This window comes from Mycobacterium sp. NGS62, assembly GCF_059812285.1.
In genome coordinates, this window is sequence record NZ_JCALCK010000016.1 from 16,296 (window position 1) to 34,309 (window position 18,014).

At 64.4% G+C, this 18,014-nt stretch carries 17 protein-coding genes, 1 tRNA gene and 1 pseudogene; 11 read left to right on the forward strand and 8 right to left on the reverse strand.

What is annotated here, in order from left to right; all coding sequences use genetic code 11:
• Nucleotides 1-32: 32 nt before the first annotated feature.
• Genes AC5Y49_RS22770 through sp36 form a run of 3 tightly spaced genes read right to left on the reverse strand, consistent with a single transcriptional unit; the run spans nucleotide 33 to nucleotide 1,424 of the window.
• The gene (locus AC5Y49_RS22770) at nucleotides 33-851 is read right to left on the reverse strand and encodes an MBL fold metallo-hydrolase (RefSeq protein WP_499891528.1); all 819 of its coding nucleotides are present in this window, start codon (nucleotides 849-851) and stop codon (nucleotides 33-35) included.
• On the reverse strand, nucleotides 811-1,266 hold the full coding sequence (locus AC5Y49_RS22775) for a RidA family protein (protein ID WP_499891530.1): 456 nt from the start codon (nucleotides 1,264-1,266) through the stop codon (nucleotides 811-813). The genes AC5Y49_RS22770 and AC5Y49_RS22775 overlap by 41 nt, the downstream gene beginning before the upstream one ends.
• Nucleotides 1,263-1,424 (reverse strand): Sp36 family protein, encoded by a 162-nt coding sequence (gene sp36, locus AC5Y49_RS22780; RefSeq protein WP_099539648.1) that lies wholly within the window; start codon nucleotides 1,422-1,424, stop codon nucleotides 1,263-1,265. Before sp36 ends, AC5Y49_RS22775 begins: the two co-directional genes overlap by 4 nt.
• 47 nt (nucleotides 1,425-1,471) lie before the next feature.
• On the opposite strand from sp36, the gene bagA reads away from it, so the two are divergent.
• Both bagA and bagB read left to right on the forward strand, forming a co-directional pair.
• Entirely contained in the window at nucleotides 1,472-2,497 is a 1,026-nt protein-coding gene (gene bagA / locus AC5Y49_RS22785; protein ID WP_499891532.1) for an ATPase BagA, read from the forward strand.
• Nucleotides 2,494-3,627 carry an ATPase BagB gene (gene bagB / locus AC5Y49_RS22790; protein ID WP_499891535.1) on the forward strand — a complete coding sequence of 378 codons (1,134 nt, stop codon included), beginning with the start codon at nucleotides 2,494-2,496 and terminating at the stop codon, nucleotides 3,625-3,627. Before bagA ends, bagB begins: the two co-directional genes overlap by 4 nt.
• Before the next feature lie 43 nt (nucleotides 3,628-3,670).
• Here the strand turns inward: bagB and AC5Y49_RS22795 are convergent, their stop codons facing one another.
• Nucleotides 3,671-4,024, reverse strand: a complete 354-nt coding sequence (locus tag AC5Y49_RS22795) for a WhiB family transcriptional regulator (protein WP_499891537.1) — start codon at nucleotides 4,022-4,024, stop codon at nucleotides 3,671-3,673.
• Nucleotides 4,025-4,357: 333 nt separating this feature from the next.
• On the opposite strand from AC5Y49_RS22795, the gene ponA2 reads away from it, so the two are divergent.
• The 4 genes from ponA2 to AC5Y49_RS22815 all read left to right on the forward strand — a co-directional run bounded on the left by ponA2 (nucleotide 4,358) and on the right by AC5Y49_RS22815 (nucleotide 9,346).
• Entirely contained in the window at nucleotides 4,358-6,793 is a 2,436-nt protein-coding gene (gene ponA2 / locus AC5Y49_RS22800) for a transglycosylase/D,D-transpeptidase PonA2 (RefSeq protein WP_499891540.1), read from the forward strand.
• Nucleotides 6,794-6,848: 55 nt separating this feature from the next.
• On the forward strand, nucleotides 6,849-7,808 hold the full coding sequence (locus AC5Y49_RS22805) for a metallophosphoesterase (RefSeq protein WP_499891544.1): 960 nt from the start codon (nucleotides 6,849-6,851) through the stop codon (nucleotides 7,806-7,808).
• Nucleotides 7,805-8,926 carry an L-cysteine desulfhydrase Cds1 gene (cds1, locus tag AC5Y49_RS22810; RefSeq protein ID WP_499891549.1) on the forward strand — a complete coding sequence of 374 codons (1,122 nt, stop codon included), beginning with the start codon at nucleotides 7,805-7,807 and terminating at the stop codon, nucleotides 8,924-8,926. Before AC5Y49_RS22805 ends, cds1 begins: the two co-directional genes overlap by 4 nt.
• Nucleotides 8,927-9,272: 346 nt before the next feature.
• Nucleotides 9,273-9,346: transfer RNA gene (locus AC5Y49_RS22815), tRNA-Pro, on the forward strand.
• Nucleotides 9,347-9,555: 209 nt separating this feature from the next.
• On the opposite strand, the pseudogene AC5Y49_RS22820 reads toward AC5Y49_RS22815, so the two are convergent.
• Nucleotides 9,556-10,569: pseudogene (locus tag AC5Y49_RS22820) on the reverse strand (tyrosine-type recombinase/integrase); the annotation flags it as partial.
• Nucleotides 10,570-10,735: 166 nt separating this feature from the next.
• On the opposite strand from AC5Y49_RS22820, the gene AC5Y49_RS22825 reads away from it, so the two are divergent.
• The 3 genes from AC5Y49_RS22825 to AC5Y49_RS22835 all read left to right on the forward strand — a co-directional run bounded on the left by AC5Y49_RS22825 (nucleotide 10,736) and on the right by AC5Y49_RS22835 (nucleotide 13,119).
• Entirely contained in the window at nucleotides 10,736-10,933 is a 198-nt protein-coding gene (locus AC5Y49_RS22825) for a helix-turn-helix transcriptional regulator (protein ID WP_499891552.1), read from the forward strand.
• A gap of 134 nt (nucleotides 10,934-11,067) precedes the next feature.
• Nucleotides 11,068-12,630: an AICE element replication initiation protein gene (locus tag AC5Y49_RS22830; RefSeq protein ID WP_499891555.1), complete on the forward strand. Its 1,563-nt coding sequence runs from the start codon at nucleotides 11,068-11,070 to the stop codon at nucleotides 12,628-12,630.
• A gap of 87 nt (nucleotides 12,631-12,717) precedes the next feature.
• On the forward strand, nucleotides 12,718-13,119 hold the full coding sequence (locus AC5Y49_RS22835) for a transposase (protein WP_499891557.1): 402 nt from the start codon (nucleotides 12,718-12,720) through the stop codon (nucleotides 13,117-13,119).
• Nucleotides 13,120-14,221: 1,102 nt separating this feature from the next.
• On the opposite strand, the gene AC5Y49_RS22840 is transcribed toward AC5Y49_RS22835, so the two are convergent.
• From AC5Y49_RS22840 to AC5Y49_RS22850, 3 genes are all read right to left on the reverse strand, one after another.
• A complete protein-coding gene (locus AC5Y49_RS22840; RefSeq protein WP_499891558.1) occupies nucleotides 14,222-14,902 on the reverse strand; it encodes an 8-oxoguanine DNA glycosylase OGG fold protein in 681 nt (226 codons plus the stop codon).
• Nucleotides 14,903-15,194: 292 nt separating this feature from the next.
• A complete protein-coding gene (locus AC5Y49_RS22845; protein ID WP_499891560.1) occupies nucleotides 15,195-15,344 on the reverse strand; it encodes a hypothetical protein in 150 nt (49 codons plus the stop codon).
• Nucleotides 15,345-15,968: 624 nt separating this feature from the next.
• Entirely contained in the window at nucleotides 15,969-16,661 is a 693-nt protein-coding gene (locus AC5Y49_RS22850; RefSeq protein WP_499891562.1) for a TetR/AcrR family transcriptional regulator, read from the reverse strand.
• 100 nt (nucleotides 16,662-16,761) lie between these two features.
• Between AC5Y49_RS22850 and AC5Y49_RS22855 the strand changes: the two genes are divergently transcribed.
• Together AC5Y49_RS22855 and AC5Y49_RS22860 are read left to right on the forward strand one after the other, a co-directional pair.
• Nucleotides 16,762-17,277: a PaaI family thioesterase gene (locus AC5Y49_RS22855; RefSeq protein WP_013471000.1), complete on the forward strand. Its 516-nt coding sequence runs from the start codon at nucleotides 16,762-16,764 to the stop codon at nucleotides 17,275-17,277.
• Entirely contained in the window at nucleotides 17,274-17,945 is a 672-nt protein-coding gene (locus AC5Y49_RS22860) for a TetR family transcriptional regulator (RefSeq protein ID WP_499891564.1), read from the forward strand. Before AC5Y49_RS22855 ends, AC5Y49_RS22860 begins: the two co-directional genes overlap by 4 nt.
• Nucleotides 17,946-18,014: the final 69 nt, after the last annotated feature.

Here is an 18,014-nt window from a genome sequence, read left to right on the forward strand (position 1 = left end):
CACGACCGTAGCCTCTGCCTCGCGACAAGCCGCTAACGCCGTAGATAGTCCAGCTGCGCCTGTACGGACCACTCGGCGACATCCCAGAGTTCCTGGTCGACGTCGACGTAGACGTGCTCGACGACCTGACGCAGCGTGGCGTCGTCGCCGAGATCGCGCAGCGCCGCGCGTATTTGCGTCAGCCGCTGCTCTCGGTGGGCGAGATACTCCCCGGCAACCGCCACCAGGTCAGGCAGATCCGGCCCGTGGCCGGGTAGCACGGTGCGGGCGCCCAGGCCTTGTAGCCGCCGCAGCGAGTCGAGGTAGTCAGCGAGGTTGCCGTCTTCCTTGTCGATGACGGTGGTGCCGCGGCCCAGCACGGTGTCCGCGGTGAGCACCGCGTCCTCGAGGACAAACGACACCGAGTCGGCGGTGTGTCCCGGCGTTGCCAATACCTTGATCGTCACGCCGGCAGCCTCGATCACCTCGCCGTCGGTCAGGTGACCGCCGAGGCCGCGCAGGAATCCGCTGCCGACTGAGCGCACCGTCGCACCGGTCGCTTCGACCAGCTTGTCGATGCCGTCGGTGTGGTCGCCGTGTCGGTGGCTGATCAGGACCAGCGCAACCCGGCCGAGCCCCGCGACCCGGCCGATGTGCTCGTCGTCGTCGGGTCCCGGATCGATGACCACCACCTCGTCGCTGCGCGGTCCGCGCAGCACCCAGGTATTGGTGCCCTCCAGCGTCATCTTGCCCGGGTTATCGGCCAACAGCACCGACGCGGTGTCGGTGACCGGCCGCAATTGTCCGTATGCAGGGTGGGTCAACAAGTCGCTACCCGACCTGCACCACCAACTCGACTTCCACCGGCGCATTCAACGGCAGCTCGGAGACCCCGACCGCCGACCGGGCATGCGCGCCGCGGTCCTCGAACACCTCGCCAAGCAGATCCGACGCGCCATTGACGACGCCGGGCTGGCCGTTGAACCCCGGCGCGGAGGCGACGAAGCCGACCACCTTGACGACCTGGGTCACCGAGTCGAGACCCACCAGCGAATTCACCGCGGCCAACGCGTTGAGTGCGCATACCCGCGCCAGCGTCTTGCCCTCCTCCGGACTGACCTCGGCGCCGACCTTGCCGGTCTGCGTCAGCTTGCCGGCCTGCATCGGCAACTGGCCCGAGGTGTAGACCAGGTTGCCGGTGCGCACTGCCGGAACATAGGAGGCCAGCGGCTTCACTACGTCGGGCAGCTCGATACCCAACTGCTCGAGCCGGGCCGAAGCGCTCACTTCGGGCGTTTCAGGTATGCGACGTGTTGCTCACCGGTCGGTCCCGGGAGCACCGACACCAGCTCCCAGCCGTCGGCGCCCCACTGGTCCAGGATTTGTTTGGTGGCGTGCGTCAGCAGCGGGACGGTCGCGTACTCCCAGGCGGTCGGTTGGGTCATAGCCCGAGCTTATCGGTCGGGTGACAACGCCTGTTGGTTAGCATGCTTTGGTGGCGACCACACCGAGCGGCGGGACTTCCATCGGCTGGCCATCGCGCCTGGAGAAGGCCCGGCTGCATTTCGTGACCGGCAAAGGCGGCACCGGCAAGTCGACAATCGCCGCCGCGCTCGCGCTGACGCTGGCGTCCGGCGGGCGCAAGGTGCTGCTTGTCGAAGTCGAAGGGCGCCAAGGGATTGCGCAACTCTTCGACGTTCCTCCGCTGCCCTACAAGGAACTCAAGATCGCGACCGCCGAGCACGGCGGCCAGGTCAATGCGCTGGCGATAGATATCGAGGCGGCATTCCTGGAATACCTGGACATGTTCTACAACCTCGGGATCGCCGGACGGGCAATGCGACGCATCGGCGCCGTCGAGTTCGCGACGACGATCGCGCCGGGCCTGCGTGACGTGCTGCTGACCGGCAAGATCAAGGAGTCGGTGATCCGCATGAACAAGGGCACCAAGAACCCGGTTTATGACGCGATCGTCGTCGACGCACCGCCGACTGGGCGTATCGCGCGCTTCCTGGACGTCACCAAGGCGGTCTCCGATCTGGCCAAGGGCGGACCCGTGCACTCGCAGGCCGACGGCGTGGTCCGGCTGCTGCACTCCGACCAGACCGCGATCCACCTGGTGACGCTGCTGGAGGCGCTGCCGATGCAGGAAACGATGGAGGCGATAGACGAACTGCAGGAGCTGCAGCTGCCGATCGGCAGTGTGATCGTCAACCGAAACATCGCGGCCTACCTGCAGCCCGACGACCTGGCCAAGGCCGCCGAAGGCGACATCGACGCCGACGCCGTGCGATCCGGATTAGCCACGGCTGGAATCAATCTCAGCGACAGCGACTTCGCCGGCCTGCTGACGGAGACCATCCAACACGCCACCCGGATCACCGCCCGCGCCGCGGCCGCGGAGCAACTCGACGAGTTGCAGGTGCCGCGGCTCGAACTCCCGACGATCGCCGACGGCGTCGACCTCGGCAGTCTTTACGAGCTCTCCGAGATACTTGCCGAGCAAGGAGTTCGATGAGTACCACACCACCGACTTTGGATATGGCCACGATCCTGGCCGACACCGCCAATCGGGTGGTGGTGTGCTGCGGGGCCGGGGGGGTCGGCAAGACCACCACCGCCGCGGCGATGGCGCTGCGCGCGGCCGAGTACGGCCGCACGGTGGTGGTGCTGACCATCGACCCGGCCAAACGACTGGCCCAGGCGTTGGGGATCAATGATCTTGGCAACTCGCCGCAACGCGTACCGCTGGCGCCCGAGGTGCCCGGGCAGCTCTACGCCATGATGCTCGACATGCGCCGCACCTTCGACGAAATGGTGCTGCAGTACTCCGGACCCGAACGGGCGCAAGCCATTTTGGACAACCAGTTCTACCAGACAGTCGCTACTTCGCTCGCCGGCACTCAGGAATACATGGCGATGGAAAAGCTCGGCCAGTTGTTGAGCCAGGACCGCTGGGACCTGGTCGTGGTGGACACCCCGCCGTCGCGCAATGCGTTGGACTTCTTGGACGCACCGAAACGGTTGGGCAGCTTCATGGATAGCCGGCTGTGGCGGTTGCTGCTCGCCCCGGGGCGCGGTATCGGGAGATTGGTCACCGGTGCCGTCGGCCTGGCGATGAAGGCGCTGTCGACCGTCCTGGGCTCTCAGATGCTTTCCGATGCCGCGGGATTCGTGCAGTCGCTGGACGCCACCTTCGGTGGCTTCCGGGAGAAAGCGGACCGTACCTATGCGCTGCTGAAGCGGCGCGGCACCCAGTTCGTGGTGGTGTCGGCGGCCGAACCGGACGCGCTGCGCGAAGCGTCGTTCTTCGTCGATCGGCTCTCCGAAGAGCGCATGCCGCTGGCCGGCCTCATCTTGAACCGGACGCATCCGATGTTGTGTTCGTTGCCGGTGGAGCGGGCCATCGACGGCGCCGAGACACTCGAGAGCACACCAGAGGGTAACGACGTTGCCCTCGCCACAGCGGTATTGCGCATCCACGCCGACCGCGCGGCGATCTCCAAGCGGGAAATCCGGTTGTTGTCACGATTTACCGGCGCCAACCCCCACGTGGCGATCGTCGGTGTGCCGTCACTGCCATTCGACGTTTCGGATCTGGAGGCGCTGCGCGCCATCGCCGATCAGATGACGGCGGCAGCCAGCTGACGCGCTAGTTGGCGTCCAAAATCCGGACGTCCAATATCCGGACTTAGCCAGCGCTGCGATGCTTGCGTTGCGCAGCGAAGAAGTCCGCCCACGACACGACGTCCGGGTGCTGCTTGAGGAGCGCCCGCCGCTGGCGTTCGGTCATCCCACCCCAGACGCCGAACTCGACGCGGTTATCCAAGGCATCCGCGCCGCATTCCAGCATGACGGGACAGTGCCGACAGATCACTGCAGCTTTGCGCTGCGCGGCGCCGCGGACGAAAAGCTCGTCCGGGTCGGCGGCCCGGCACAGAGCCTTGGAAACCCAGGCGATCCGTGCCTCGGAATCCGCCCGATAGAGCGACGGTTGACTTGGTACCGTGCTCGTCCTGCGCGCCGTCGTCCGTGTATCCGCCACCAGCGTTCCCCTTCTCGCCGGCCGCCACGACGACGGCCCCCGCTCCCGATACAGATCGTCCTGCGACCTACGCCACACCAAGTCCGCCAGTGTTACCTGTATCTCACTGTCCGTATAAGTTAGGTGGTCAGGTACCAATTGCGCAACAGTCTGATACCGGCTTTTTTGGCACAAGTGTGCCGTCCGATCATGAAAAGCCGATTTGTGCTGGTCGACGGACCCTGAGGGACACCTGAGAGCGGCCTGATAAGGCGCTGAACTGTTACGCCGACGCAACTATTCGCATAGACCACTCCAGATGACACGCGTCGCGGCGCAGCTAGTCTAGTAGCCATGCCGGAGCCCGAGCGACCCCCGACCGCGATGACGGTCGCCAAGCTCGCAGGGTGCTGTCTGCTGGCCGGGGTCCTCGTCGCAGCACTGCTATTTCCACTGGTCGGTGGGGTCGGATTGGCGTCCAATCGGGCGTCGGAGGTCGTTGCCAACGGGTCGGCCCAACTGCTCGAGGGCGACGTCCCCGCGGTGACCACGATGGTCGACGTCAAAGGCAACACCATCGCCTGGTTGTATTCGCAACGCCGCTTCGAAGTAACCAGCGACAAGATCGCCAACACCATGAAGCTGGCAATCGTCTCGATCGAGGACAAGCGGTTTGCCGAACACAACGGCGTGGACTGGCAGGGCACGCTGACCGGGCTGGCCGGCTACGCCTCGGGCGACCTCGACACTCGCGGCGGTTCGACGATCGAGCAACAGTACGTGAAGAACTATCAACTGCTGGTGGTCGCGCAGACCGATGCGGAGAAGCGCGCTGCCGTCGAGACGACGCCGGCACGCAAGCTGCGCGAGATCAGGATGGCGCTCACGCTGGACAAGACCTTCACCAAGTCGGAGATCTTGACCCGCTATCTGAACCTGGTGTCCTTCGGGAACAACGCGTTCGGCGTGCAGGACGCCGCGCAAACCTATTTCGGGGTGAACGCCTCGGAGCTGAACTGGCAACAGGCTGCGCTGTTGGCCGGATTGGTGCAGTCCACCAGCACGCTCAATCCGTATACCAATCCCGATGGCGCGCTGGCCCGGCGGAACTTGGTGTTGGACACCATGATCGAGAACCTGCCCAAAGAAGCTGACGCGTTGCGCGCGGCCAAGGCAGAGCCGTTGGGAATCTTGCCGCAGCCCAACGAGTTACCGCGCGGCTGCATCGCCGCGGGCGATCGAGCGTTCTTCTGTGACTATGTGCAGGCATATCTGGCCCGGGCCGGGATCAGCAAGGAACAGGTGGCCCGGGGCGGCTATCTGATCCGCACCACCCTGGACCCCGACGTGCAGGCCTCGGTCAAGCAGGGGATCGACGCGTCCGCCAGCCCGGACCTCAACGGGATCGCCAGCGTGATGAGCGTGGTCAAGCCGGGCAAAGACTCCCACCGCGTGCTGGCAATGGGCAGCAACCGCAGATATGGGCTGGACACCGACGCCGGGGAGACCATGCGGCCACAGCCCTTTTCTCTGGTCGGTGACGGCGCCGGGTCGATCTTCAAGATCTTCACCACTGCTGCCGCGCTCGAAATGGGCATGGGCATCAACATGCAACTGGAGGTGCCGGGCAGCTTTCAGGCCAAGGGCATGGGCAGCGGCGGCGCCAAGGGCTGCCCCAAGGAAACCTGGTGCGTGGTCAACGCCGGCAACTATCGCTCGCCGATGAACGTGACCGACGCGCTGGCGACCTCGCCGAACACCGCGTTCGCCAAGCTGATCCAGCTGGTGGGGGTGCCGCGCACGGTGGATATGGCGGTCAAACTCGGGTTGCGTTCTTACGCTGATCCCGGAACCGCTCGCGACTACGACCCGGACAGCAACGAGAGCCTGGCCGATTTCATCAAGCGGCAAAACATCGGGTCGTTCACCCTGGGCCCATTCGAGCTGAACGCCCTGGAATTGTCGAATGTCGCGGCGACGCTCGCCTCCAGCGGCAAGTGGTGCCCGGCGAACCCGATCGACAAGCTGATCGACCGCGATGGCAACGAGGTCGCCGTCACCACGGAAGCCTGCGAGCAGGTGGTTCCCGAGGGGCTGGCTAACACCCTTGCCAATGCATTGAGCAAGGACTCGCAGGCCGGCGGTACCGCGTCGGGATCGGCGGGCGCCGCGGGCTGGAATCTGCCGATGTCGGGCAAGACTGGCACGACCGAGGCGCACCGGTCGTCGGGATTTTTGGGCTTCACCAATCAGTACGCGGCGGCCAACTACATCTACGACGACTCGACCTCTCCGTCCGACCTGTGCTCGTCTCCGCTCCGGCGCTGCGGCGACGGCAACTTGTACGGCGGCAATGAGCCAGCCCGCACCTGGTTCACTGCGATGAAACCGATCGCCACCAATTTCGGCGACGTGAAGCTGCCGCCGACCGATCCGCGCTACGTGGACGGTGGTCCCGGCTCACGCGTTCCCAGCGTCGTCGGTCTGGACGTCGATGGGGCGCGACAGCGATTGAAGGAAGCCGGCTTCCAGGTTGCCGATCAACCCGCGTCGGTCAACAGCACGGCCAAGTATGGGGAGGTGGTCGGGACTTCGCCGAACGGCCAGACCATCCCGGGCGCCGTGGTCACCATCCAGACCAGTAACGGCGTCCCGCCGGCGCCCCCGCCACCACCCGAAGGTGCGCCGGTGCCGATCGGCTCACAAGTCATCGAGATCCCGGGATTGCCGCCGATCACCATTCCGCTGCTGGCGCCACCGCCGGGCGAGCCACCACCGCCGCCGCCGTAGCTGCCGAAGCCCCACGGGTCACCACCAGAGGGCCCACCCGCAGTAGGCTTCCGACATGCCTGCTGTTTCGCCTCTCTTGAAAACCACAGGTGCTGTCGCGCTCGGATCGGCCGTCGCCGGGATCGGTTATGCCTCGCTCATCGAGCGCAACGCGTTCGTGCTGCGCGAGCTGACCATGCCGGTGTTGACGCCGGGCTCGTCGCCGCTGCGAGTGCTGCACATCAGCGATCTGCACATGCGGCCGAGCCAGCGCCGCAAGCAAGCGTGGCTGCGCGAGCTGGCCGCCTGGGAGCCTGACTTGGTCGTCAACACCGGCGACAACCTGGCCCATCCCAAGGCGGTGCCCGCGGTGGTGCAAAGCCTGGGCGATCTACTGAGCCTGCCCGGGGTGTTCGTCTTCGGCAGCAACGACTACTTCGGGCCGCGCCCGAAGAACCCGATGAACTATCTGACGAACCCGGGCCATCGCGTACATGGCCAACCGCTGCCCTGGCAGGATCTGCGGGCGGCGTTCACCGAGCGGGGCTGGTTGGACCTCACCCACAACCGTCGCGAATTCGAGGTGGCGGGGCTGCATATCGCGGCGGCCGGCGTGGACGACCCGCACATCGGCCGCGACCGCTACGAGACGATTACCGGTCCGGCCAGCCCGGCGGCCAACCTGCGGCTGGGCCTGACCCATTCGCCGGAGCCCCGCGTATTGGACCGCTTCGCCGCCGACGGCTACCAACTGGTGATGGCCGGCCACACCCACGGGGGGCAACTGTGCCTGCCGTTCTACGGTGCGCTGGTGACCAATTCGGGTCTGGACCGGTCCCGCGCGAAGGGGGCGTCGCGCTGGGGCGCGAGCATGCGATTGCACGTCTCGGCCGGGATCGGTACGTCGCCGTTTGCGCCGGTGCGGTTCTGCTGCCGGCCTGAGGCAACCCTGCTGACGCTGATTGCGGCACCGACCGGCGGCCGCAACTCGCATAGCGACCGAGGCCGGTCACAGCCCAGCTATTCGGTGCGTTGAGCCAACCGGCGCGGGTCGCGGCGCACAGCCGACCACGCGGCTGGACCGACAATGCGATCCGGCTGATCGAGGCCGACGCCCGGCGCAGCGCCGACACTCACCTGCTGCGGTATCCCCTCCCGGCGGCGTGGTGTGACGACGCCGACGTCGCGCTGTATCTCAAAGACGAGACGACCCATATCACCGGCAGCCTCAAGCATCGGCTAGCGCGTTCGCTGTTCCTCTACGCCCTGTGCAATGGCTGGATCGGCGAGGACACCACGGTGGTGGAGGCATCCTCGGGATCGACGGCGGTGTCGGAGGCCTATTTCGCGGCGCTGCTGGGCCTGCCGTTCGTCGCGGTTATGCCGGAGTCGACTAGTGCCTCCAAAATTGCGTTGATCGAATCACAAGGTGGACGTTGCCATTTCGTGCAGCGATCAAGTCAGGTGTACGCCGAGGCCGAGCGGATGGCCCGAGAGACCGGCGGGCACTACCTGGACCAATTCACCAACGCCGAGCGGGCTACCGACTGGCGGGGCAACAACAACATCGCCGAGTCGATTTATGTCCAGATGCGCGACGAGAAGCATCCGATTCCGGATTGGATCGTGGTCGGGGCGGGCACCGGCGGGACCAGCGCGACGATCGGGCGGTACATCCGCTACCGCCGGCATGCCACCCGACTCTGTGTGGTCGACCCGGAGAACTCCGCGTTCTATCCGGCCTACGCCGAAGATCAATACGACGTCGTCATCAGCGCGTCGTCCCGCATCGAAGGGATCGGCCGGCCGCGAGTCGAGCCGTCATTTCTGCCCGGAGTGGTCGACCGGATGGTGTCGGTGCCCGACGCCGCGTCGATCGCGGCGGCACGTCATGCCAGCGCCGTACTGGGGCGACGGGTGGGCGCCTCGACCGGAACCAACTTGTGGGGGGCGTTCGGCCTACTGGCCGAGATGGTCGCCGACGGTCGCTCCGGCTCAGTGGTCACGCTGCTGGCTGACAGCGGAGACCGCTATGCGGACACCTACTTCTGCGATGAATGGGTCAACAGCCAAGAACTCGATCCGACCGAGTTCGCTGAGGTGCTGTCCAAGTTTGAACGCACCTGCCGTTGGGAGTCATCCCACGCCTCTTGAGCTTCGTTCGCCGGAGCGGTCACCAACAGCCACAGCACGCCAAGGGCCAAGAGTCCGCCGAACACCACGGCGCCCAACACCGTCATGATTCTCTCGCTTCCGTTGGACCGAATCGTGCGCTGATTAGTTTGCTTAACGTTACTGACAGGAATGCGTATTCCGCCGCATCCTGTGTGGCACGTCGCTTGCGAGTCGTAATGTGACCTGCGCATCACCAACCCGAGATATCCGTCCGGTGCTGTCGACCGCACCAGGATCGGACGACCATTGAATACCCATCGTTTGCCGCACCCAATCCACTTTGGCGAGCCGCCGCGGCGGTGCGATACGCTGTCGTGGCTTCATGCGGGGTGTGGCGCAGCTTGGTAGCGTGCTTCGTTCGGGACGAAGAGGTCGTGGGTTCGAATCCCGCCACCCCGACTCGCGTCATCGCAGGTGAGAGGCCCTGACTGGTCGTTCTGGTCGGGGCCTTCTTGCATCTCAGTCCGCAGCTGGTCCGCAGCGGCTTTCAACGACTTGCTTCTGGCGGCATCGAGCGCCGCAGAAACCTGCTCCAGGTCGTCCGGGAACAAGTCGGCGTACGTATCCAAAGTTAGGACCGCCGACGCGTGGCCGAGCATCGTCTGAACGGCCTTGACGTTGGCGCCCGCACTGATCGACAAGGACGCCGCGGTATGACGAAGGTCGTGCGGCGTGACAGCTGGAAAAGCCAGATGCTTCTTCTGGAGTCGTTTGACCGCCGCGTTGAAGACCCGTGGTCGCCAGGTGGAGACCCGCAGCACCGATCCCTCGGGCGAGGTGAACACCAGATCCTCGCGCCGCTTGCCGACCATGAGCGCAGCCAGAGGCTCAGCAAGGAACGCCGGGAACGGCACCGAACGACGCTCATGCGACTTCGGCGTAGACCAGACCAGCCGACCCCCGACCTCAGCGACTGCCTGACGAATGTTGAGGCGGCGACGCAGCAAGTCGAATGACTCCAGCCGCAGCGCTGCCATCTCACCCCAGCGCAGCCCGGTGTACGCCAGGAACCGGACGACGGTCGCATAGTCGCCGACCTCCCCAGCCAGGAGTTCCACCTGCTCGTGAGTCAGGTAGCCCCGCGGCCGGTGGTGTCGTCGTGGCGATTTAACGCCCGCGCACGGATTGCGGGATATCCGCTTGTCCTCAACGGCCATCTCCAGGATCTGCCTCAGCACGCTGAGTGCGTTCTCGATGGTCGCCGGCTTCGCACCGCCGACAGCGAGCTCCTGAACCCAAGACCTGATGTCCGATGTCTGCACGTCGGCCACCGAAACCGATGACCACCTGCTTTCCACGTAACCGGACCAGGCAAATGCCCGAGTAGCGACAGTCGTCTCCTTCAAATGACCCTGAGTACCAAGCCATTTGACATGCAACTCACGGAGTGTCACACGCCCGGCTCTTGGTGCCACATATGTTCCAGTCGTTTGGGCGGCCGTGATCTCGTTCAACCACGCCTGCGCATCGACCTTTCGCTCGAAAGAGCGGGTGTTCTCCTGTCCGTGCTCATCGACATAACGTGCCAGCCAGCGGCGTCCCTTGCCTGCACGCGCCGTGGGGCTTCCGTCTGATCGCCGCCAGCGGTCCTCGACACCGGCACGGCGATTGCGTCTTTGCATAGCTACTCCTCTGCCACCGCCAGTTTGGCACCGACCACCGACAGTCGGTGAGAAGAGCCGACCGGCACCAATTTCAGCGTGAATTGCACGCTACTGGTGGACAGATCGATAAAGCCACCAGCAGGGTGAGATCTGTACGGAGAAAGTTTGATCTAGGAGGCTGAACATGGAACTGCTTGGTGCTAAACAGGTGTCGGAGATGATCGGAGTCCCGGTCGGGACGCTGCGGTACTGGCGGCATTCGAATATCGGGCCGGCAAGCTTCACCCTTGGACGCCGGGTCGTCTACCGGCGCGACGAAGTACTGCGGTGGATATCGCAGCGGGAGAATGCAACCCGTCGAGGAGGCGGCTACGCCGTATGACAACCATCCAAGCGAAAAGCCCCGGGGACTAGCCGAGGCCTTTCGTTCGAACCACCCGAACCTCACACACGGAAGTTCCTCATGAGAATAGCTCGTCATGCCTGTCTGCAGAAGCACCACGGGCAGGAAAACCTATGAGCGCCAAAGAAGAAGCGGACAAGCGGTCAGTTGCCGCCCGTCTGGTGGGCATGGCACAGGAACGCTACCTTCTCGGGGTGTCCGAAGAGGGCGAACCGTTTGGCGCCGAACGTACGCGTCCGCATATTGCGATGCTCCTTCGCGGTGGTCGAACCGGGTTACGCGCCGACCTTGCCGCCCGATACTTCGCCGAGACCGGCGCAGTCGCCGGCGGTCAAGCACTCACCGACGCCACGTTGATCCTTGAAGGTCTGGCCGCCGCCCAGGCCCCGGAGAAACTGCACCTGCGCGTTGCCGAGCACCACGGCGCGAGCTATATCGACACCGGACGACCCGACGGCAAGGTCATTCGCGTCGGCTCGGGCCGCTGGACTCTCCTCGACTCGGCTCCGGTGCGGTTCACTCGAACCAGGCTGACCGCAGCCATGCCCCTACCTCTGGCAAATGGTGATCTGGAGCGGCTATGGGATTTCGTCAATGTCGCGGTCGAAGATCGGCCCGTGTTGCTCGCGGTGCTCGTCGCTGCACTGATCCAATGCGATGTGCCGCATCCTGTCTTGGCACTCTTCGCGGAGCAAGGCAGCGCCAAGAGCACGACGACACGCATGCTGGTCGACCTCATTGATCCGTCCCCGGTCCCGCTGCGCCAGGCGCCGCGCGACGCCGACTCCTGGGTGACCGCGGCCTCAGGCTCGTGGGTAGTCGCACTGGACAACCTGTCCGCCATCCCGTCGTGGTTGTCGGACTCGCTGTGCCGCGCCGCCACCGGCGACGGCAACGTCAAACGTGCGCTTTACACCGACGCCGATCTGGCGGTTGTGAAGTTCCGCCGCTGCGTCATCATCAACGGCATCGATGTCGGTGCAGTACGTCCCGACCTCGCAGAGCGACTTGCGACGGTCGACTTGCGACGCATCGATCGCCACATGCGACAACCGGAGGCCACGATGCGACAGATCTGGGTGGAGTCTCTACCAGGCATTTTAGGAGGGCTCCTCGACCTAGCCTGCGCCGTCCATCAGCGCCTGGCGACCATCGTGGTCGACAATGCGCCACGAATGGCGGACTTTGGCCGCACCTTGGCGGCCGTGGACGAGGTCTTGTCGACCCATGGCTTTCGTCGCTACCTGTCGCGCGCCGATCAGCTCTCCGAGGACAGCCTGTCCGCCGACCCGTTCATCGAACAACTGCGCCGGCACACCCGAGAACCACTTGTCGGAAGATCTGGCGGTGATCTCCTCACGATGGTCACCCCGGTCAGCGACCACTGGCGACGGCCCAAAGAATGGCCGAAGAACGGCCGCGATGTCACGGCAATTCTGAGGCGGCACGCGCCGGCATTGCGGAGCCTGGGATGGGTCATCGATGACGACGGTGCACGTAACCATCGGAATGTGTTGCTATGGACCCTCTATCCGCCATACAAAGATGTAGTGGCTGAACAAGCCTCGCAATCCTCGCGTCCCTCGCTGGTGCGGTCGAGCCCCACCACGCTGCGTAACCCTGAGATCCCGGCTGCTCCGGTCGCCGATGAGCGCCGCGAAGACCTACCCGCATAGCGATGCCTCCGTGGTTCTCCGGAATCGCGCATTGTCTTGTCGGTGCCGGAAGGCATCATCAGGACGCACACGGGGAGGCCAGTTGACATGAATCTCGATGAAGATCTGGAGCGGTTGGCCGACGCCGCGGTCACTGATTGGCCGGAGATCGCATTCTCGGGCCGACTCGACGCCGCGATCCGAGACCTCTACCGAACGCATCTGCCGTTCCCTCCGTCCTGGACTCCCGACGACCGCGACGAGTTCATCGCGGAGCACGCCGACATGGACGCGCAGCAGATGATTAGCCGGTTCGACGACCTGATCGACGTCGTGATTGACGGATTCAGCCGGCAGAACGGGTGCCTACCCCACTCCGAGGACGCTTCAGTGATGATCGCTGAAGCGCGAAAGGATGCCGTCTACGAGTTGCAGGCCAGTATTGAGTATCTGTCAATGACCTGGCGCAGCTGGCGATACACACTGCGGGTCGGACCGTCGCGAGTATGACCGGGTGCAGTCCCGCCGGACGGCGTTCCCGGCGGAGGTCGCGACACATGAACCGCTGATCCGCCTGATCTTCTCACCAACTACGGTGTGGATGGACGGCATTGGACAGATCCCGCGCGGCCGTCAGCGTTGCCCGATCCAGTTTCTTGCACCGAGCCCGCTCTGCCACACGTGTGAGCAACTCACACAGCACCCCGGCGTCATCCAGAGCGGTTCCGACGGCATCCACCTGTGAGACGGGCTCGTTGCGTCCGCCCGTCCGCGCAGATAGCTCCTGTGATGCAATGACTTTCGGTACCTCGACGACCCGTATCGGTGCCCCGTGACGCTGCGCGGCCGTACGCGCCGCAGACGCATCACGACGACACGTGTCCGAGCAATACAGCCGGCGACGGCCACGCCGAGGAGCGGCGTCCTCATCAAGCATCACCGCATCGCAACGAACACAACGGGTCGGATCGTGTCCACCGCCAACACCCTCACCGGTTGCACCGCGTGGTACATCCTCTGGCAGTGGATCGACGCTCGAGTCGACGGCCGGGTTCACTGCATCAACAGGTCTCGAACTCGCTACCGCCGAAGCTGTTGAACCCCGTCCGCCCTGATCTCCAGTGCGTGCCCTGCGCAGGGCAGTCTGAATTTCGCGGCCATCCACGCCGACGAGTTCAGCGATCAGGGCGACGGTTTGGCCGCGAGCCCGCATCTGCTCGACGACAGCCTGCAGCCGGCGAAAGTGACCAGCCCGCCTCTTCACCGCATCAGCGCGGATGTTCCCAGCGGCCTGGTCTAGGCGCTTGCGTTCCCAAATATCAACGGCGTCAACTCTATGGAGAATTGCCCGGATCTCCTCGGCACCGGCCGCGTTGGCGCGATCACGGCGAGCCCGTTCCTCTATCTTCTTTCGCTGCACTTCCCATGCCCGGCGCCGCGCAAGAAGCTTCTCATTCGCGCCCATGTCTGCAACCTACGAACCGGGAGCCGCACAAGTCCACCACCAGAGCCACATTCGCGTTGCCATACTTCGGTCGTGGATCTTGATCTCAGGTTAAGTCCATGGAATTAGCACTACTCATTGAGAAGGGCGATGCCTCACCTAATCAGATCACGACCCGAGGGCGAAGATGCGCCGTTCGATCACGTCGGGTTCTGTGGCGAACTCGTAGGCCCAGTCCTTGGCCAGATCCAAGTAGCGAGCGTAGTGCTCAACTGAGGCTTCCCACTGGTGGCCGGTGACCTTGATCAGTCCGTCAATGACGTTGTCGTCCATGATCAGAGGCTGCGAGAGATAAGGTTTCGCGTCGTATCCAGCGAAATACATCAGCTTAGTGAAGTACGACGGGCCGAGGCCTCTAACCCACAGTCGCTTGTGTCTGCTAAGCGCCTTGTACGCACTGATCGGTCCCTCACCGCGTGTGATCTCAATTGCCTGGGTCAGGCGCCCCGCGACATTGGCATCCGCGAACGGCTTGGCCGCACGTGTCGTCGACTGCCCTGGTGGCGCACCCCAGAACGTGATCGCTGCGTGCAACTGCGTGGCTGACCACGGATCGTCGAGTTCGGTTATCACGCGCTGCGCAATCGCGAACACGACGGCGCGGTCGATGCGAATCCGACCGTCGGTATTTGCCGGTAGACGATCGAGTTCCGGCGGCCACATGCGTTCATCGGGTAGCACTGCCCGGCAGTACTCCGGGTTACGCAGAAATCCTTGGGCAAGAACGTATTCGTCGCGCGACGGCGCGGCGTGGCCGTCAAAGAGATCGGGGAGATCGCCGATCGTCATTGCACCTCCGATCAAGAATGACTCCGGTGCGTCGATTTCACATTAGGAGGCGTCCTTCGGAGTTGTACCGAGCAGCAACTCCTCCGTACGCGTATACAACGAGCTGATTGTCATCGACCACTTCAAACGAGTCGAAGGCAGTCGAGCAGTTGACGAGCGTAGCTGGGCCGTAGGGATGCTCCTGGATTCGGAAGCAGCGCATTCCGCTGTCGTACTCCACCTGCATGACCGGCCCCTTCCGCTACCCGACGACCGAACCCTAGCAATGGTCTCGGACAAGTTCAGCGAACGTTCACAGATCAGCGCGATCCGCGTTTTGGTATCGAGCTCGTCGGCCCGACTGCCGGTCGTGGGCCTCGGCCACCGCGTCGCAAACCCCATTGTGGCCGGCCGCGACCTCATCCAGATACCGGTGATTGGCCGATGGTTCTGACTCAACCATGTCATGATCCCTTGCCCCCTGCTGCCGGACGCTAATCGTCGAGTAGCCAGGCATGGCTGACGCCTGCGTCGGTCGGACGGTGGTTACGCCTGATGTTGCTGACGTAGCCAGCGGGGTGCGCGGTGAGCACGTCACGTATGTACATCGTCGTCGCGAAGCTCGTGGGCGTTCATTGCCGCATCTTCCGCCACGCAGCCACACGGTCATTGCACCTCCGACGTTGTCGCGTCACATCAAGTCCCTGCTCAATTTCCAGTCCCACACACCTCTTGCACTCCGGGGCCAGCACGATCACTTAACGACGGACGATATTCGGGTAAAGATCCGCGGCGCGGACACCCCGCGCCCCAAGCAGTGCGAGACCGCGGATGGGAGGAGTTGCCCGCGAGACACCTCACGGACGTAGGGGGAAGAGTTCTCAACGCGGGAAACGGCGGTCCGAACACTGGGGTGGTGCACTCACTTTGCCGGCACGAATCGTCACGCGGATGCCCATGGAATCTGCGCGCACGGCCTCGCCGATGATGGCACCGAACGGTCCTTCGATGCCATCGCCGACGCGATTTGCGAGAAGGCGAAAAGGGTCCGAAGACCAGCCGGCTGGACGCTGTGATTTCGTTCTGCCTAGCGAGCTAAGCGCGCGGGGCGGCCCGTCTTCTTGGTGGCGGTCTTCGACTCTTTGGCGTCGCTGTCGGTCTTGCGGTGGGCGGCCAGAAAGTCATCGACGATGTTCACGCAGTCATTGTGAGTGATGGTGCGAAGCCCGGTCATTCGGGCGAAGGCGAGTGGTCCGACGAGTTGGCAGAGCGCCAGTTCCCGGTCGAAGTCGTCGAGTTGGGCTTGTGCTCTCGGGCTAGTGAGTATGGCGTCAAATGGTTGACGGTATTGGTCAACGACTCGGGCCCGCAGCGCCCCCGATGTGTGGCGGTCATCAGCTTCGTTATTGGAGCCGGTGGGCCCCAATGAGAGCCACGCGAGTGTCGTGACATGCAGCGGTGCGTCGTTGAAGAGTGCGGCTTGGCGGCTGAGCAGTTCGATCAGCTGCTCACGGAGGGGTCCGCTGGTCGGTGCCGGAGTGGTCACTTGTGGGAGTAGGCGTTCGAACGTGGCTGCGAGCAGATGCGACGAACTGTGGAAGTGGCGGTACAGCGTGGTTCGGGCCACTTTGGATGCTTTGGTGACTGCATCAATGGTGACTGCTTCCACCCCACCGGTGCTCAGTAGCGTTGCAGCAGCATCCAGCAGCCGGGTGCGTGACCGGATGCGCCGAGGGTCCACGTCGTCGTCAGGGACTGGCACTGACTGGCTGTCGCTCACTCTTTCACCTCGGCGGTCGATCTTTCACGCGATGCTGTCACAGCAGTCTAGCAGTGTGGTACTAACGGTAGCGCAGCGAAACCGATCGTATTGGAGGGTGATGGTGCCCAAAAGCGTGTTGCCGCCGGAGCGGCTGCCCTCGCACACCACGACCTGCATGGGTTGCGGCCCGGACAACCCTCACGGACTGCGGTTGGTGGTGCATCGCAGCGGCGACGCGGTGTACACCGATGTGAGGTTCGACGAGCGGCATATCGGGGCCCCGGGCCTGGCTCATGGCGGGGCAGTGGCCGCCGCATGTGATGACGTCCTGGGCTTCACGTTGTGGATCGCCGGCACCCCAGCGGTGACCCGCACCCTGACGGTCGAATATTTGCGGCCGGTGCCGCTGCATCAGACCCACCGGATTACTGCCCACATCGTCTCTCGTGAAGGGCGGGCGCTGCATGTCACGGCGACAGGCACGGGTGAGGGTGGGATCGCCCGCTTCACCGCCAGTGCAGTGTTCATTGTCGTCAGCCCTGAGCACTTCGCCGCACACGGCGATGTCAGCGCTTTCGGCGATCTTCTGGAGCAGTTCTCGCGCCGCGGCGGTCTGGACCCGGGGCCGTCATGACTTTCCCTCAGGCGCGCAGCCGCGGGAAAACCCTGCCTTCGGAAGCGAACTCGGTCGCTGCAGAGAAGCGGGCCGCTAACGCGTCGCGTTCACGCGCCTCCGCACGGCGCCGGGAAACGATTCTGGATGCAGCTTTGGCCGTGGCTGCGTCGGGTGGTTACGAGGCGGTTCAGATGCGGACGGTTGCCGAGCGGGTCGGCATCGCCGTCGGCACGCTTTACCGCTATTTCCCGGCGAAAACCCACTTGCTGGTAGCAGCGCTGACGCGCGAGTTCCGTCGACTCGACTCGGCCGGCGACTGGGCGGGTGGTGAGGGCACACCGCTGGAACGGCTCGAACGGCTCACCTCACATCTGCATGACCGCTGGCAGCGCGACCCATGGCTGACGACGGCCATGACACGGGCCTTCGCCGTCGCAGACACCCGCGCCGCCGCGGAACTCGACCGCGCGGCCGATGAGATCCAGATCCTGCTGGCCCGCACGCTCAGGGGCGGCGAGCCCACCCCTACCGATCTGCACGTCGCTGGGGTCATCTCCGACATCTGGTTGGCCAACCTCGTGGCCTTCAGCGGCGACCGCGCGACAGCCGCCGACACCCGCGACCGCATTGACCGAGCCACCAGGCGCGTCGTGACCAGCGCTGCTAGGCCCACCGCCAACCGATAACGATACTACTGATATCGCAGCGCTACTTAGCGTACTCTTTGGGGATACGGCTCAACGATGCGTCGAAAA

Bases quoted from the DNA above. Each gene is read 5' to 3' on its own strand.
- AC5Y49_RS22770 (WP_499891528.1), bottom strand. From the start codon at position 851: ATGCGCCGGTGGAAGTCGAGTTGGTGGTGCAGGTCGGGTAGCGACTTG.
- sp36 (WP_099539648.1), bottom strand. From the start codon at position 1,424: ATGACCCAACCGACCGCCTGGGAGTACGCGACCGTCCCGCTGCTGACG.
- bagB (WP_499891535.1), top strand. From the start codon at position 2,494: ATGAGTACCACACCACCGACTTTGGATATGGCCACGATCCTGGCCGAC.
- ponA2 (WP_499891540.1), top strand. From the start codon at position 4,358: ATGCCGGAGCCCGAGCGACCCCCGACCGCGATGACGGTCGCCAAGCTC.
- AC5Y49_RS22805 (WP_499891544.1), top strand. From the start codon at position 6,849: ATGCCTGCTGTTTCGCCTCTCTTGAAAACCACAGGTGCTGTCGCGCTC.
- AC5Y49_RS22825 (WP_499891552.1), top strand. From the start codon at position 10,736: ATGGAACTGCTTGGTGCTAAACAGGTGTCGGAGATGATCGGAGTCCCG.
- AC5Y49_RS22830 (WP_499891555.1), top strand. From the start codon at position 11,068: ATGAGCGCCAAAGAAGAAGCGGACAAGCGGTCAGTTGCCGCCCGTCTG.
- AC5Y49_RS22835 (WP_499891557.1), top strand. From the start codon at position 12,718: ATGAATCTCGATGAAGATCTGGAGCGGTTGGCCGACGCCGCGGTCACT.
- AC5Y49_RS22840 (WP_499891558.1), bottom strand. From the start codon at position 14,902: ATGACGATCGGCGATCTCCCCGATCTCTTTGACGGCCACGCCGCGCCG.
- AC5Y49_RS22845 (WP_499891560.1), bottom strand. From the start codon at position 15,344: ATGGTTGAGTCAGAACCATCGGCCAATCACCGGTATCTGGATGAGGTC.
- AC5Y49_RS22855 (WP_013471000.1), top strand. From the start codon at position 16,762: ATGGTGCCCAAAAGCGTGTTGCCGCCGGAGCGGCTGCCCTCGCACACC.
- AC5Y49_RS22860 (WP_499891564.1), top strand. From the start codon at position 17,274: ATGACTTTCCCTCAGGCGCGCAGCCGCGGGAAAACCCTGCCTTCGGAA.